At 55.6% G+C, this 14,716-nt stretch carries 17 protein-coding genes; 14 read left to right on the top strand and 3 right to left on the bottom strand.

Annotation, left to right across the window (positions count from 1 at the left end; genetic code table 11):
- The 9 genes from istB to ACWQ4X_RS18480 form a co-directional block, all read left to right on the top strand.
- Positions 1–783, top strand: a 783-nt coding sequence (istB, locus tag ACWQ4X_RS18520) for an IS21-like element ISPst3 family helper ATPase IstB (protein WP_107010019.1), incomplete at its 5' end; no start/stop codon positions are given.
- 520 nt (positions 784–1,303) lie between these two features.
- Positions 1,304–1,747, top strand: coding sequence for a peptide-methionine (R)-S-oxide reductase MsrB (msrB, locus tag ACWQ4X_RS18515; protein ID WP_003464965.1), 444 nt, complete (start codon positions 1,304–1,306; stop codon positions 1,745–1,747).
- 1 nt (position 1,748) lies between these two features.
- The gene (gene msrA / locus ACWQ4X_RS18510) at positions 1,749–2,288 is read left to right on the top strand and encodes a peptide-methionine (S)-S-oxide reductase MsrA (protein ID WP_003464967.1); all 540 of its coding nucleotides are present in this window, start codon (positions 1,749–1,751) and stop codon (positions 2,286–2,288) included.
- 140 nt (positions 2,289–2,428) lie between these two features.
- Positions 2,429–3,133 (top strand): glutathione S-transferase N-terminal domain-containing protein, encoded by a 705-nt coding sequence (locus tag ACWQ4X_RS18505; protein WP_005006007.1) that lies wholly within the window; start codon positions 2,429–2,431, stop codon positions 3,131–3,133.
- A complete protein-coding gene (locus tag ACWQ4X_RS18500) occupies positions 3,130–4,098 on the top strand; it encodes a magnesium and cobalt transport protein CorA (protein ID WP_002118270.1) in 969 nt (322 codons plus the stop codon). The genes ACWQ4X_RS18505 and ACWQ4X_RS18500 overlap by 4 nt, the downstream gene beginning before the upstream one ends.
- 91 nt (positions 4,099–4,189) lie before the next feature.
- Entirely contained in the window at positions 4,190–4,498 is a 309-nt protein-coding gene (locus tag ACWQ4X_RS18495) for a hypothetical protein (protein ID WP_005006003.1), read from the top strand.
- Between the two features lie 45 nt (positions 4,499–4,543).
- A complete protein-coding gene (locus ACWQ4X_RS18490; protein WP_002118279.1) occupies positions 4,544–5,557 on the top strand; it encodes a zinc-binding alcohol dehydrogenase family protein in 1,014 nt (337 codons plus the stop codon).
- Positions 5,558–5,629: 72 nt separating this feature from the next.
- Positions 5,630–6,061, top strand: coding sequence for a GlcG/HbpS family heme-binding protein (locus tag ACWQ4X_RS18485; RefSeq protein WP_005006001.1), 432 nt, complete (start codon positions 5,630–5,632; stop codon positions 6,059–6,061).
- 58 nt (positions 6,062–6,119) lie between these two features.
- Positions 6,120–6,413 (top strand): DUF1330 domain-containing protein, encoded by a 294-nt coding sequence (locus ACWQ4X_RS18480; protein WP_010591688.1) that lies wholly within the window; start codon positions 6,120–6,122, stop codon positions 6,411–6,413.
- 528 nt (positions 6,414–6,941) lie between these two features.
- On the opposite strand, the gene ACWQ4X_RS18475 is transcribed toward ACWQ4X_RS18480, so the two are convergent.
- Positions 6,942–7,412 carry a DM13 domain-containing protein gene (locus ACWQ4X_RS18475; protein WP_039048263.1) on the bottom strand — a complete coding sequence of 157 codons (471 nt, stop codon included), beginning with the start codon at positions 7,410–7,412 and terminating at the stop codon, positions 6,942–6,944.
- Positions 7,413–7,512: 100 nt separating this feature from the next.
- Here ACWQ4X_RS18475 and ACWQ4X_RS18470 point away from each other — a divergent pair, with 100 nt between their 5' ends.
- A complete protein-coding gene (locus ACWQ4X_RS18470; protein ID WP_198054698.1) occupies positions 7,513–8,184 on the top strand; it encodes a phage integrase N-terminal SAM-like domain-containing protein in 672 nt (223 codons plus the stop codon).
- Between the two features lie 94 nt (positions 8,185–8,278).
- Here ACWQ4X_RS18470 and ACWQ4X_RS18465 read toward each other — a convergent pair whose 3' ends face one another.
- The gene (locus tag ACWQ4X_RS18465) at positions 8,279–10,060 is read right to left on the bottom strand and encodes a transposase (RefSeq protein ID WP_457904575.1); all 1,782 of its coding nucleotides are present in this window, start codon (positions 10,058–10,060) and stop codon (positions 8,279–8,281) included.
- Between the two features lie 467 nt (positions 10,061–10,527).
- Between ACWQ4X_RS18465 and ACWQ4X_RS18460 the strand changes: the two genes are divergently transcribed.
- The 4 genes from ACWQ4X_RS18460 (at position 10,528) to ACWQ4X_RS18445 (ending at position 12,944) form a co-directional block, all read left to right on the top strand.
- Positions 10,528–11,130, top strand: a complete 603-nt coding sequence (locus ACWQ4X_RS18460) for a sulfite oxidase-like oxidoreductase (protein ID WP_003464980.1) — start codon at positions 10,528–10,530, stop codon at positions 11,128–11,130.
- Positions 11,123–11,869 (top strand): ferredoxin reductase, encoded by a 747-nt coding sequence (locus tag ACWQ4X_RS18455; RefSeq protein WP_002118292.1) that lies wholly within the window; start codon positions 11,123–11,125, stop codon positions 11,867–11,869. Before ACWQ4X_RS18460 ends, ACWQ4X_RS18455 begins: the two co-directional genes overlap by 8 nt.
- 453 nt (positions 11,870–12,322) lie before the next feature.
- A complete protein-coding gene (grxC, locus tag ACWQ4X_RS18450) occupies positions 12,323–12,595 on the top strand; it encodes a glutaredoxin 3 (RefSeq protein WP_005005995.1) in 273 nt (90 codons plus the stop codon).
- Positions 12,596–12,662: 67 nt separating this feature from the next.
- Positions 12,663–12,944 (top strand): DUF427 domain-containing protein, encoded by a 282-nt coding sequence (locus ACWQ4X_RS18445; protein ID WP_003464986.1) that lies wholly within the window; start codon positions 12,663–12,665, stop codon positions 12,942–12,944.
- 1,296 nt (positions 12,945–14,240) lie between these two features.
- On the opposite strand, the gene sdhC is transcribed toward ACWQ4X_RS18445, so the two are convergent.
- Positions 14,241–14,615: a succinate dehydrogenase, cytochrome b556 subunit gene (gene sdhC, locus ACWQ4X_RS18440; RefSeq protein ID WP_005005993.1), complete on the bottom strand. Its 375-nt coding sequence runs from the start codon at positions 14,613–14,615 to the stop codon at positions 14,241–14,243.
- Between the last annotated feature and the right edge of the window lie 101 nt (positions 14,616–14,716).

Here is a 14,716-nt window from a genome sequence, read left to right as displayed (position 1 = left end):
CTCAAGGAGCTGCGCCTGCACGGCATGGCCACGGCCTGGGCGGAGTTGACTGCGCAGGGTGAGTCGAACACAGCCTCGTCCAAGTGGCTGCTCGAACACCTGCTGGAACAAGAGCACACAGATCGCGCCATGCGCTCGGTGAGCCACCAGATGAACATGGCCAAGCTGCCGATGCACCGCGACCTGGCCGGCTTCGACTTCAGCGCCTCCAGCGCAGACGCTCGTTTGATCAGCGAACTGGCCAGTCTGGCCTTTACCGACACCGCGCAGAACGTGGTGCTGATCGGTGGGCCTGGCACCGGTAAAACCCACCTGGCCACTGCGCTGGCCGTGTCCGGCATCACCCGGCACGGCAAGCGCGTGCGCTTCTACTCCACGGTCGATCTGGTCAATCTGCTGGAGCGCGAAAAGCACGACGGCAAAGCCGGGCGGATCGCCCAAGCTCTGCTGCGCATGGATCTGGTCATCCTCGACGAACTGGGTTATCTGCCCTTCAGCCAGGCCGGCGGTGCGTTGCTGTTTCACCTGCTATCCAAGCTGTACGAACACACCAGCGTGGTGATCACCACCAACCTGAGCTTCGCCGAATGGTCGAGCGTGTTCGGCGACGCCAAGATGACCACCGCCCTGCTGGATCGGCTGACCCACCACTGCCACATCGTCGAAACCGGTAACGAGTCCTATCGCCTGCAACACAGTAGCTTGGCGGCCCAGGCCAAGATCAAATCACGGGAGCGAAAGCGTAAGGGCGGCCAGGAACCGGAGGACGATGAGCCGTTCTGATTTCATGGCGACGACGGCCTGCTACATGGCTGCGTGTGGCAGGTCTTAAACAACTGAACTGGGCTAGCGAAGGAGTGGGGGCAACAGCAGCTGCGCTGGTAGACTTATCCACAGTTGCTGGTAACAAAATCAGCAATCCGCCCTGGGTCAAATTTCAATCGGCAGGGTGGGTCAATTTTCCATCAGCGCCAACACACTAAGCAACCATCAGAAAATTTTGACTGTACGCCAAAAAATTCGCATCTACCAGCATCTAAACAGGCGTTGTTGATTATCATAAAACACTGACACTGTATTATATAATCGTGCTTTTGTGTTATTTTTTTAATATTTACTGATTACGTACTTGCTTAACCACTCAGTTGCGCTAGAATTAATAGACGCGAAATTTAAATCTCTAATTTTCCAACACTTAGTAAAACCTCGTTTGCCATCCCACTACCATTGTAGGAGCAAATCAGGAGACATAAAAAATTAGCGGTAGCGTGCCTGGCCCTCTAGATAAGTATTGGAGACTGTAATGAAGTTTGAAAAGTCACAGACAGCAATCGACCACCTGACTCCCGAGCAACACCGAATTACCCAGGAGGCGGGCACCGAAAGGCCCTTCACGGGCGAGTACAACGACAACAAGGAGCCTGGCATCTACGTCGACATAGTGTCGGGAGAGCCACTGTTCGCTTCGACGGACAAGTTCGATTCGGGTACTGGCTGGCCCAGCTTCACCAAGCCGATCGTTTCGGCAAACGTGAACGAGGTGCGGGACAGCGCACACGGCATGGTCCGGACGGAGGTCAGGTCAGTACACGCAGACAGTCATCTCGGCCATGTGTTCCCCGATGGTCCTTCCGACCGCGGCGGTCTGCGGTACTGCATCAACTCAGCGTCCCTTCGCTTCATCCCGCGCGACGAGATGGAGTCCGAGGGATACGGTGAATATCTCGATCAAGTAGAGGAGGCTTAACATGCATCAGCGCGCTGTTCTCGCAGGAGGATGTTTCTGGGGCATGCAGGATCTGATCCGCAAGCGGCCCGGCATCATCTCGACCCGTGTGGGTTACACGGGCGGCGATATTCCGAACGCCACGTATCGTAATCACGGCACGCATGCCGAGGGGATCGAGATTGTCTTCGACCCGACAGTGACGAGCTACCGGAACATCCTGGAATTCTTCTTCCAGATCCACGATCCGACGACGCTGAACCGCCAGGGCAATGATCGTGGGCTCTCCTACCGGTCGGGCATCTATTATGTCGACGAGGAGCAGAAGCGCGTCGCCGAGGATACGATCGCCGATGTGGATGCCTCGGGGCTGTGGGATGGCAAAGTGGTGACCGAGGTCCAGCCGGTCGGCGAGTTCTGGGAGGCCGAGCCCGATCACCAGGATTATCTGGAGAAGCGCCCGGGCGGCTACACCTGCCACTTCGTCCGTCCCGGCTGGGTGCTTCCGAAGCGCCAAAAGGTTGACGACGTACAGCCAGCGGCCGGGACCGCGGCGGAATAGGCTTCACTGCCGTTGCCACTGCGCCGGTCCGGTCCGCAATCTTCGTGACCGCGTCGTTCAGCGACGCGGTCATCGAACCCTACTTCAGAGTGACGGCTCGTTCCAGTCAGTCGCCATCGCAACACCAGGATCGCAGATTTATGCCAGACCTCTCGTCCTTTCCGATCACGCAGCGCTGGCCGGCATCTCATCCCGATCGCCTGCAACTCTACGCAGCCCCTACGCCCAATGGCGTCAAGGTCTCGATCATGCTTGAGGAGACTGGCCTGGCGTACGAGCCCCACCTGATCGACATCTCGAACAACGAGTCGAAGGATCCGGCGTTCGTGTCGCTGAACCCGAACGGACGCATACCGGCGATCATCGATCCGGCTGGCCCTGACGGTAGACCCATCGCCTTATGGGAATCCGGTGCGATCCTCCTCTATCTGGCCGACAAGACGGGTCAGTTCATCTCCACCGAACCAGGCCAGCGTTACGAGACCCTAGCGTGGGTGTTCTTTCAGATGTCGGCCATCGGGCCGATGTTCGGACAGCTAGGCTTTTTCCTGCGATTTGCCGGCAAGGACTATGAGGACAAGCGACCTCGGCAGCGCTTTGTTGATGAATCCAGGCGTCTTCTCGGGGTCCTGGATCACCGGCTGGAGGGCCGCGAATGGATTGTCGATGATTACTCGATCGCGGACATTGCGACGTTTGGCTGGGTGAATGCGCTGGTCGAATTCTACGCAGCGGGCGACATCCTCGGCCTAAGTAGCTATTCGAACGTGCAGGCATGGCTCGAACGCGGGCTGGCGCGACCGGCTGTACAGCGTGGCCTGCGAATTCCTGCGAGGCCTGCATGACCATTATCGCCGCATATTATTACAACGAAGGTAAGCGAGTCCGTGAAATCAGGCTCGATGAGCACGTCGAACTAAACGAGAATCGCTCGGGCTTCTGCTGGATCGCGCTTAGCGAGCCCACCGCAGACGAACTCAGCGCGATCCAGACGACGTATAACCTCCATCCTTTGGCGATCGACAACGCCATGCACCCGCTGTGCCCGCCCAAGCTCGAGGTCTACAACGATGAGTTGTACGTCGTCGCCCAGACCGCCGAGCTGGTCGGCGACCGGATCAGCTACGGCAAGATGGCGATCTTCACCGGTCACAATCACCTTATCACCGTGCGGCACGGCAATGCCGGAGCGCTGGGCAAACTTCGGGAGCAACTCGAGGCATCGCCGACGCAGTTCGGCAAGGGTGTCGACTATGTGCTGCACGCGATCTTGCACCGAGTGGTCGACCAGTATCTGCCCATCTTCGAAATGATCGAGGACGACGTCCTGGCGATGGAGCGACGGTCGCTGCACGATTTCCTCGGGCCAGAAGAGGTGGCGCGAATCTTCGAACTAAGGTCCGAACTCACGCGGTTCCAGCGCACGCTCGGGGCTATGGCCGAGCTGGTGCGAAAGCTCGTTCGCGGCCACTTTCCCTGCATCAGCGCCGAAATGACACCATATTTCCACGACGTCGCGGACCATGTCCACCGCGTGCAGTCCATGGTCGACGGCCTCCTGCTTGTCCTGTCCACGGTCTTCGAGGCCAGCAGCCTTCTGGAAGCGCAAAGGATCGGTGTGGTCACTCGCCAGCTCGCGGCCTGGGCGGCGATCTTGACGGTCCCGACGGCGATCGCCGGAATATATGGCATGAACTTCAAGCACATGCCGGAACTGGACACGCCATATGGCTACTTCGTCGTGCTCGGAGTGATAGCGGTGTTCTGCCTTCTCCTGTTCATGCGCTTCAAGAAGGCCAAGTGGCTATGAGTAACGCACTTCGCGAGCTTCTCCGTCCGCCGAGTCACAGCGCGCTTTGTGCGCGAGCGTGTCCAATCCAGTTCAAGATGAAGGTGCTTCCATGACCTCCCAGGTGACCGACGTTCTAGAAGCAGTCCAGTCATTCATCGCCAACGGCTATGACCGCGAATACCGCGTCAAGGACGGCAATCTCGTCGATCTCGAACTAGGGTCAACCCTCGATGCATGCAGCATTCGCGTCGATGCGGCGTTGCGCCTCGAGAGCGGGGACGACGGCGAAGATGCCTCCAACATCTACGCGATCACCGATCCGGCGACAGAGCATAAAGGCCTGTTGATCGACGTGTTCGATGAAATCTGCTACCGCGACCCAGTTCAAGAGTCGGGACCTCAATGTAGAAGAAGTTGACTAACGAGCATTCGCGTCATCCGATCAAGCAAGCTGGAGACATTTATGAAAGCCATTGGTTACAAGGTTCCGGGACCCATCGCCGCGGATGCCGCGCTGGTCGACATCAATCTGCCTCGGCCTGTCGCTGCAGGATACGATATCCTGGTTGAGGTGAAGGCCGTCTCGGTCAACCCGGTCGACTACAAGGTCCGCAACAGCACGCCGCCGGCAGATGGCGATTGGAAGGTGCTGGGATGGGATGCCGCCGGGATTGTGCGCGAGGTCGGCCCCGACGTCACGCAGTTCGAGTTAGGCGACGAGGTCTATTATGCCGGATCGATCACACGGCCCGGTACCAATGCGGAGTTCCATCTCGTCGACGCCCGGATTGTCGGTCACAAACCTGCGTCGCTCTCCTGGGCGGAAGCGGCGGCGCTGCCGCTGACGACGTTGACGGCCTGGGAGGCGATGTTCGACCGCCTGGACGTGGCGAAGCCCGTACCCGGTGCGGCGGAGGCGATCCTCATCATCGGTGGCGCGGGCGGGGTTGGGTCGATCGCCGTCCAGATCGCGCGACAGCGCACGGACCTCACCGTCATCGCCACAGCCTCTCGACCGGAAACCCAAGAGTGGGTAAGAGGGCTTGGAGCTCACCACGTCATCGACCATTCTCGTCCGCTCGCGCCACAGATCGCCGAACTCGGCATCGGTGCTCCCGCTTTCGTCTTTTCGACCACACATACCGAGCAACATGTCGCCGACATCGCCGAACTGATCGCCCCACAAGGACGGTTCGGACTGATCGACGATCCCAAGGCATTCGATATCATGGTTTTCAAGCGCAAGGCGGTGTCGATCCACCACGAGCTGATGTTCACGCGGTCGATCTACGGCACGCCCGACATGAATGAGCAGGGCGAGATTCTGGATGCGATGGCAGCGCTGGTTGACGACGGCAAAATCCGCACGACGCTGACCCGGCGACTGTCGCCGATCAATGCCGCCAATCTGAAGACGGTGCATGCACTGATCGAAAGTGGCGCGGCTAAAGGCAAGATCGTCCTCGAAGGCTTCTAACGACCGCGATCGCCAAACATCTTGTCCAACCTCAAAAAGCCGAACGGGTTATGCCCCAGCGATGAGAATCCCATGACCAAATCTATTGCCACCGCCTCGATCAACCGCGAAACCGCAGTCGCCCTCATCGACGCGGCGCTCGCTGCGGCCCGTGCCATCGGCATCCCGGCTGCCGTCGCCGTCGTCGACGCCACCGGTAACCTGCGCGCGTTCGAGCGCACCGACGATGCGCCGTTCCTTACCGTCGATGTTGCCATCGACAAGGCCTGGAGTTCCGCCTCGTTTGGGTTCCCGACCCATGTCTGGAACGACTATGTGACCAACGATCCAAAAGTGGCGCCGCTAGCCTATCGCCCTCGGATGGTCGCTGTCGGCGGCGGTTATCCGATTCTGGAGGATGGGAAGTTGATCGGCGGCATAGGCATCTCCGGAGGCAACTATCAGCAGGATCAGGATGCGTGCGTCGAGGCACTCATGAAAATAGGGTTCCAGTTGCCAGCCTGACGACTGTGAGGCCATCACCGGTGGTAATGGCCAACAGATCCAACCTTTGAGAGGCCTAATGATGGAAGCGTTCGTCGTCTTTACGCGGGAAGAAACCAGCGACCCACATGCACTCGCAACCTATTCTGCAGGCGTCGGACCATCGTTCGATGGTCACGACGTTACCTTTCTCGCCGCTTATGGCGCGATCCAGCATTTGGAGGGGCCGCCCATCGAAGGGGCCGTAATCTTGCGTTTCCCGACGATGCAGGCCGCTCGCGACTGGTATGACAGTCCCGCCTACCAAACCATCGCTGCTCAACGCTTTGCCGGTTCCCGTTACCGCGCCTTTATCATTGAAGGGCGGCGGTGACATACCGACAGAAGCACTTCGGCGCTGACCACGAGGTATCGGCGTGTGAACTCGCATCTTGGGAATCTGTGGGGGGGACCAAGACAGCGGCGCTAGGGGCTCATATCGTCGATCGGATCAGAGAGTTGCTCGGCGAGAATGGGTTATCTATTGCCGAGCTGACGGAGCGGAGCCGCCCTCTCCCAACGGATTGATTCAATCGTTGACGCTCCTCCTATCCGGATCCGGGTTTTCGCACGCTGATCAACAGAGTTACAGCGCGCAACGCCTGTAGTGGGCATCAGGGGATGGGTGGCAATCAGGATGATTGCCCACCTTCCAACGATTAACCTTGCTCAAGTTGCTTCACTAGTCGCTCTGTGGGATCATCGAATGTAGCGTTTTCTGCGTAGCCACTGATTGCCTTAGAGTCTGAAAATGATGACATAGTTTTATTGCCTAACGTTTGACATGAGGGGCGGCCGAGGGCGACAGCCCTTGGACGTCCCTCTCGATGGAAGTGTTGGGCGTCTTTGCACTGAGCATGGACTACCTGTATTCAGCGGCAGTAATGAACTGTGAGAAAGACTCACACCAGACGATGACGGCTTTGTACTGCGAGACGTCTATTGATTCAGGCACAGGAACCACGAAGTTCTCGAAGGTACGAACATCGCCTATGCGTTTCATCTGCGGCTTCAGACGTGCAAAGTCTTTTTCCGTTTCCACGAACTCAGGAGATAGGTAGAGCTTGTAGTCAGGGCCAGGCGCTAGCTTGCCGGTGAACGCAATGCTCTTTGAGCCCACGTTCACTGTGCCTTGCCCCCAATGGAGGGCGTCACTGTCTTTGAGGTCGCGCCGGAACTCCCCCTTGTAGATGCTTTGGCTCGCTGCTAGCGAGGTTTCGGCTAGCGTGGGTGCAGTAGGGGCGGTAAGGATAGGAAGCGCATAGACACCAAGCGCGAAGCCCGCCGCGAGAACGCACACATGAGACACAACGAGAAGGATTGCTTTCTTCATTGGATGAAAGCCTCACAGATTGGATGAAGACGCCCAACTACTCTTATGCGGCAGAGGTGACACATAAGATGAAAAAAAACTTGCTGCATAAGACACCTATTTGATTAAAAATACAACAAAAAGCATTGATTTATTTAAACTAAAATTATCATTAAACAAAAAAAATAACAAGGATAATATGATGACAACTCAGCACCCAAAACTATTCGATTTAGTTAGACAACGTATACGCTATAAGCATATGAGTTATCGAACTGAGCAAGCGTATTGTGGTTGGATAAAACGCTATGTAATTTTTCATCAAATGCGTCATCCACAAGAGATGGGTCGATTGGAAGTGGAATCTTATCTGTCACATTTGGTGAACGTGGGAAATGTTTCACAATCTACACATCATCAAGCACTTTCAGCATTACTTTTCTTATATAAGGAGGTACTTGGCGTAGGGCTACCTTGGTTACTAGAATTAAATCGACCCAATAAACCCAAAAGATTACCTGTAGCATTAACACACCTAGAGGTTCAGTCCGTTTTTAAACATTTATCAGGTATTCATCTGTTAATGGCTAAAATGCTCTATGGCACAGGCATGAGATTGACAGAGTTATTACAACTACGCATTAAAGATATAGATTTGAGTATAGGAAGTATAAAGCACCTTTTCACCCCTAAGCTGAAGTATCATACCCGAAATTGCTGCTCATTTTTATTGCCTAAGCCCCAGAATTTAGCTTCACAGCGCCTAAAGCAGGTCGTATTTTGGTCGATTTGACCGAAAAGTGCCTGGCGAATGGATCTCTAGCCGACAGTTGCCCCACCGGCCTGCCGCAAAGGCTGACAGTGCATGGATTGAGAACTTAGGCGCGTCAATTAAATAGGCAAGTCTGCGATGGGTCGAACAGGCTGGGAGTCAGTGGCGGGGCTCGCTCTGGCGGCAATTCGTGCTGTTTGGCAGCGTCAACCTTAGCGGCTTTCTGCCTGAGGTAATTAAGAATCAGCTCAATCACCTTCGGGTCTTCAATGCTTGCAATCACTTTGACTTGGCCACCGCAGTGTTCACAGACCTCGATGTCGATGTTGAAAACACGCTTGAGTCGTTGCATCCAGGTCATAGCGCGGTGGCGCTCTGCGGGGCTCTTGTCACACCAGCCAGTATCGAGACCTTCCGATTGATCGGGCTTTTTGCCCCGCTTAGCGGGTGTTACTTGAACGCGGTGTTTGCTGTTCGGTGCAAAAAGCCCGTGGAATCGAGTAAGGTTGACCCTAGGCTTGGGTACCAAAGCCGCTAGCTTGGCAATGAAATCCAGTGGTTCGAAGATCACATGCGTAGTGCCATTGCGGTAAGGGGTTTTGAGCTCGTAGCGGATTTGTCCATTGGCGGTCAATGCCAGACGCTTTTCCGAGATCGCTGGCCGACTGATATAGCGACACAGGCGCTCAAGCTTATCTCGCTGATGCGCTTCGGCCATGACACCGGCGTGTAGCGAGAAGCCGGCATAGTTCGCCACTCGGCTGTTGGTGTCGGCCTGATTCTCTCGCCCCGGTAAGGTTTGTAGGGTGAAGACCTTGCGCCCCTGCTGAGGACCGGTGGCGATGCGATAGGTCACTGATGCGCCCTGCAGTTGCGTCAGCACATCGCCTTCCTCCTCTTCCAGAGTCAACCAGGTATTCTCGGCATCGCGCTCTAATACGCCTCGCTTTTCCAGACAGCGAGCAATGCGATGGCTAAGCGTGTGGACGAGGGTATTCAGCTCATCGTGGGTCGGCGCTTTGACCCGATGGAAGCGCTGTTTACCATGGCCGTCTTCGGTGTAAATCCCGTCGAGAAACAGCATGTGGTAGTGTACATTCAGATTCAGCGCGGAGCCAAAGCGTTGGATGAGCGTTACCGATCCACTTTGTGCCGTAGCCTTGGTAAAACCCGCTTTCTTAATCAGATGGGTTGAGAGTATACGGTAAACGATGCTCAAGACCTTGCCCATCAGCTCCGGGTAACGGGCCTGCAAAAAGCGCAACTGGAAAGGAAAACTCAGCACCCATTGGCGAATAGGCTCTGCGGGAAATACTTCATCCACCAAAAGTGCGGCACTCTCCACCATCCGGCGGGCACCGCAGCTGGGGCAGAAACCACGCCGTTTGCAGCTGAAAGCGACCAAACGCTCGTGATGACAATCTTCACAGCGCACACGCAAAAAGCCATACTCTAGCTCCGCGTCGAGATGGAAGTCCGAGAAAACAATGCTACCGCCAGCGTCGATAACCGTAAACCACGGAGTTCCTCGTGTGCGGTAGTCTTCCATGAAGGTTGGAAACGGCGAGCCGGTCGGTTGCTCGTCGTGACCGAAAACGATAGGAAGCTCATACTTGAGCTGGTTCACGCGCAACTTCTCGAAGGTATTCTCATGCGTTCCTTCGAAGACGGTCTGGATCACTGCGAACCCCACGTCTTTTGAGCTCAACGCTGCATGCAACTTTTGTAGCGTCGGAAACCCATGCAAATGGCAACCTTGGCACCAATGCTGGAAGGCAAACAAGATTTTCGGGCCGGGCCCGATATCTGACAGTTTGAACGGCGCGATACTTTCCCCATCTTTGCCAATCCATTTTTGCACCCGCAGCTCAGGCGCTTGTCGTTCGATCTCGTTCATCTGATCCTCCAACCCCGATACAGAAGCTTAGTGGATGATCGCGCGTCGCGACGGTGCGCGAACGTCCGACCTTATTTTCCCTATTTCCTGAAGCCAGAATAGATCAGATCGACATTTCGTCCTTAATATACTCAAGCTGCCGGCGAGCGCGAACTGGGCAACCATGCGCTGGTGAGCCTTGAGCTTTGCACGCTGCCCATCCGTTTGAGAGCGAACCTGCAACTTCCGCTCCGCATACCGCAGATCAGCGTACGCAGCCTTGGGGTTATCTACCCTATAGCCATTGGGTATTGGGAATCATGCTGGCCTGACGCTATGTTCGATACGCGATTTTTTACGATGATAGAGCATCTGTATCTGATTTTTAGTCGATTGGCTTATTCGGCGGATGTGCGGGCAAATGCTTTACGCAGAGTACTGAAATGAAGGCCGGCTTCGGTCTGCCGTATCGAGCAAGAGGGGTCACTATGGTCACCAGAGGTTTCACCGGTCGCGGTTCAGGCGACCAGTCCGATCGGATTCCGCCAGGTCAGCATCTGGTGGAGGATTTCCCTGTTCTGTCGGCCGGCCCTACGCCGAGGGTAGAGCCCTCCGACTGGAAATTCACAGTCAAAATTGGTCCGAAGCCCGTCAAAACGTGGAATTGGGGCGAATTCAACACTCTACCAAAGACCCAGGTGACAAAGGATATTCACTGCGTCACCTCTTGGTCCAAACTGGATACCGTTTGGGAGGGTGTACTCATTGAAGACATCCTTGCAGATGCAGAGCTTGATCGGCCTACCGATTTCGTCTTGGCGCACTGCTACGATAATTATTCGACAAACGTCCCTCTGACGGATCTGCTTTCCGGGAAAGCGATGGTCGCCCTCAGTTATGCGGGCAAGCCACTTTCCCGCGATCATGGGGGGCCGGCGCGTCTTCTAGTGCCGCACCTTTACTTCTGGAAATCCGCCAAATGGGTGAATGCGCTGCAATTCACGACGCGTGACGAGGCCGGCTTTTGGGAGCTGCACGGCTATCACATCTACGGCGATCCGTGGCGCGAACAACGATACACCCATGACTGAAAACGAAGCGCAAGTCCGTTCGTGGCAATCATGCGTGATCGACGACATCATCCAGCAAACACCGAGTATCAAGAGCTTCTTCCTTCGGTTGAGCAAGCCGTTCGCGCACACCGCAGGTCAGCACGTCGATATCCGGCTGACCGCGCCCGACGGCTACAGTGCAATGCGCAGCTACTCGATCGCGTCATCGGCAGTTTCGACCCCGATCGTCGAGATAGCTATCGAGCGCATGCCGGATGCCGAAGTTTCGCCGTTTTTTCACGACATCGCGGCGATTGGTGACGAAATCGAAGTTCGCGGTCCGCTCGGTGGCCATTTCCTTTGGCCTGAGCCTGCCATAGATCCGGTTCTGTTGATCGGGGGAGGCTCCGGCCTCGTGCCGTTGATGGCAATGATCCGGCAGCGCCGCGCATTGGCCCAAGCCGTTCCGACAGCGTTGCTCCTGTCCGCACGAACCGCCGAGGACGTTCTCTTCTCAGAAGAACTTCATTGCATCGAAATCAGCGATCCGGCGTTCGTCCTGGCGCTCGCGATTACGCGCGAGAAACCGGTTCGCGCATCGGACTTTGCGCGACGGATCGACGGCATGATGGTCCAAGAAATTCTAACCAGGCTTCAGGGAAAGCCGACGCAAGTGTTCGTCTGCGGGTCTAACGGATTCGTCAACATCGCAACCGATAGCGCGCTGCTGGCGGGCTTGGACGCCTCCATCATCAAGACGGAGCGCTACGGGGGCTAGCGGCGCGAGCTACCTCACGTCGCGCCGATCGTAGACGTGCGCCCTGGGAAGCTTTGGCGATCAACGTGAACCGTTTTGCCGAACACAGTCTTCGTACCCCCCGGCCTCTAGAACGCCTTCGCTCGCGATACCTGGCTCGACATCAAGCTCAATTTGAAAGTTCCTGCACTATCCGTCGTCCTGATATGCTCGACCAGCATGATGGGCGATTCGAGCGGGACCGCTTCCGTCCCAATCGAGGCTCGGTTACCTTAGAGCATCGGCTCGGCGCTACAGGAGGCGCGTGCGGCCTCTGCCTGGCGGTGAAAGCACTTTGGGCCATGTCGCCTGGATAGCGGCCAATCGTCAGCATCTGCTCCGATGTCGGCCAAGGTGCAGTCGCCATCTTTGAACGCCGCGAATTGGAGATCAACGCCATGACAGCGATCCGCGTGCAACTGCCGGAGATGCAATATGACAACTGATGTATTGCTGTACACCACGAATTGGTGCCCGTTCTGCCGCCGAGCGAAGGCGCTCCTCAAGGAAAAGGGCGTGCGATGGAAGGAGCTCGATATTGAGGCGGATCCGGCTCACCGGCAGGCCATGGCGGAAGCGTCGGGGCGAAGCTCCGTGCCGCAGATCTTCATCAATGGCACCCTTATCGGTGGCTCCGATGAGCTATTCGCGCTCGATGTCAGAGGCGAGCTCGACAAACTTCTCGGGCGCAACCCGCCTGCCACCTGAGGAGGTGCGGCTTGGGGCAGCCAGCCCGCGAGCCTTCGCCGGTTGATGAATACAAAAGGAGAGTCCGTTGGTCTCAGCCATCTGGAAAGACACTACTATCGCCACAAGCGACGAAACAGTCATCGTCGAGGGAAATCACTACTTCCCACCGTCAGGAGTCGACCTGAGCCTGCTTGAGATGAGCCCGCACACATCTGTCTGTCCGATCAAAGGCGCCGCGCGCTTCTTTCATGTTCGCGCGGGTGACGCGCTCAACGTGAACGCCGCTTGGACCTATCCCGCCCCCACTCCGGATGCCGAGGGTATCCGGGATTACATCGCTTTCTGGAAAGGCGTGGACGTTGCCTAGCAGACTGGACGGACGACTTCGCTGATAGCCATGCGGGCGCCGACATCTCAATTATCCTGCCCACCCCGGGCCTCGTCGGCTGCAGGAATCTGCCCGGCACCTTAGCGCGACCCGGCAATGGCGGTCTCGCACCCGCCGCGCCTCTGTTCTATCAATAAGGATGGATGACATGGAGCATTCCGAGTTCGATGCCGCTTTCGCGAAGCTTGCGGAGGGATACAGAGAAGGGACTTATGAAGGCCGGCGTTTCAGCTTGATCGTCCGGCGATCTGGGGACGGACGTCGCAACAGTCTGTTCGCCAGGGAGTTGGACGGGACTGACATTGTCAGCTTCAACCTCTTCCGCGTTACATCAGATAGGACATTGTTGAAGCCGTGCGAAATGTCCGCCGAAAAGGTCGTAGCGTTCGTGCTGGAGTTCCGACCGGACACCTGACGGGCAGAAGAAGATCCCGGCCAACCGGCGCGCCTGCGACGGCCGGCTATCTAAGGCTGCGCAAGCCTATAGCCGCAGCTCATTGCACTTCGTCTGGCGAGGAATTCAACATCGATACGTCGCCATCCGCGGGGATATCGGTACAGGCGCCCGTGTAAGCCAGATTGAGAAATCCTAAGCGATGACTAACACCAATGACGCCACCCTTCCGACACATTCTATTCTTGAGGAATGCACAGCGATGGCTGTCGTCAACGCTCTGAAGATTATTCTGAAGAACAGCTACGCGATCTACCTTAAGACAAAAAATGCCACTCGGGCGCATCCCGCCCCTACTTCAGGGACTTTCACTTGCTTCTCGCTCTGTCACTCACAGCATCGGCACGCCCATGACGCATGGTATCCAGGCCTCATAATTTTCCCATATAACCTTCTTGTCTTTTGCGCACCCAGAAAGACTCGAGGCTTTAACTGGACAGATGAGCCCTCGAGGGTAGTGTTCACCTGATTGGCTTTCTCATATCTGATGTTGATTCGCACAGTGTGCCAACCAGGTGATAGTTTCAAAAAACCTGCGCTTCAGAGCGAATTAGACGATCTTCGATAAGAGCGATCCGCCTCAAAATCCAAAACATCTAACATTGTCCTAGAGCCATATTTGTACCTAGTACTATGGCGCTCCCATTAACACATTTGATGATGCACAGAAAACTTAGCTCATGATAGCTTTCAGCTAACAGCTATTCGGAAGCCCGAAAGGATTCAACCGTTTAAGCGTGAACCGTCGATTATAAATACTTTCGTAAGTTAGCTTTAAAGGACGCTTTTAGTCCTTGTAAATACGCATTACGACTCCACAGCTACCAAATCCATACGGCGCCAGCAACCATTAAAACACCCGACACTACTAAAACAATAGTAGAGGCGCGATTGCTGCCTTTCAAAGTATGACCAACACCCACATCCATAACTAGGTGTCGAATTCCGGCTACGAGATGATAAATAAATGAAGAGTATACCAACCAGAAACTAACTTTGCCGAAAGGTGAAGAAAAAATCTCCTTGACTTCATTAAAACCCTTTTCTGACTCCAACGATTTGCTCAGCATATACAGTATCAGTCCCAGAAAAATAAAGAGCATAATTCCTGAAATCCGGTGCAGAATCGATGTAAGCGCCGTGAGAGGAAGCTGAATGGTTCGAATATCAAGATTAACCGGCCGCTTTTTATTCATTTTGACTCCAGTCAACAATTCTAGTGGGGGATTTCAGTTTTCGATCTCATTCATCATAGCAGCTGTAACTAAGGCTGGCGGCGACAATAATGGAGATATTC

It is taken from the genome of Acinetobacter sp. NigerLNRRAM0016, from assembly GCF_054112845.1.
Note: the sequence above shows the minus strand (reverse complement) of the source record. Positions and strands in the feature narration are given on the sequence as shown.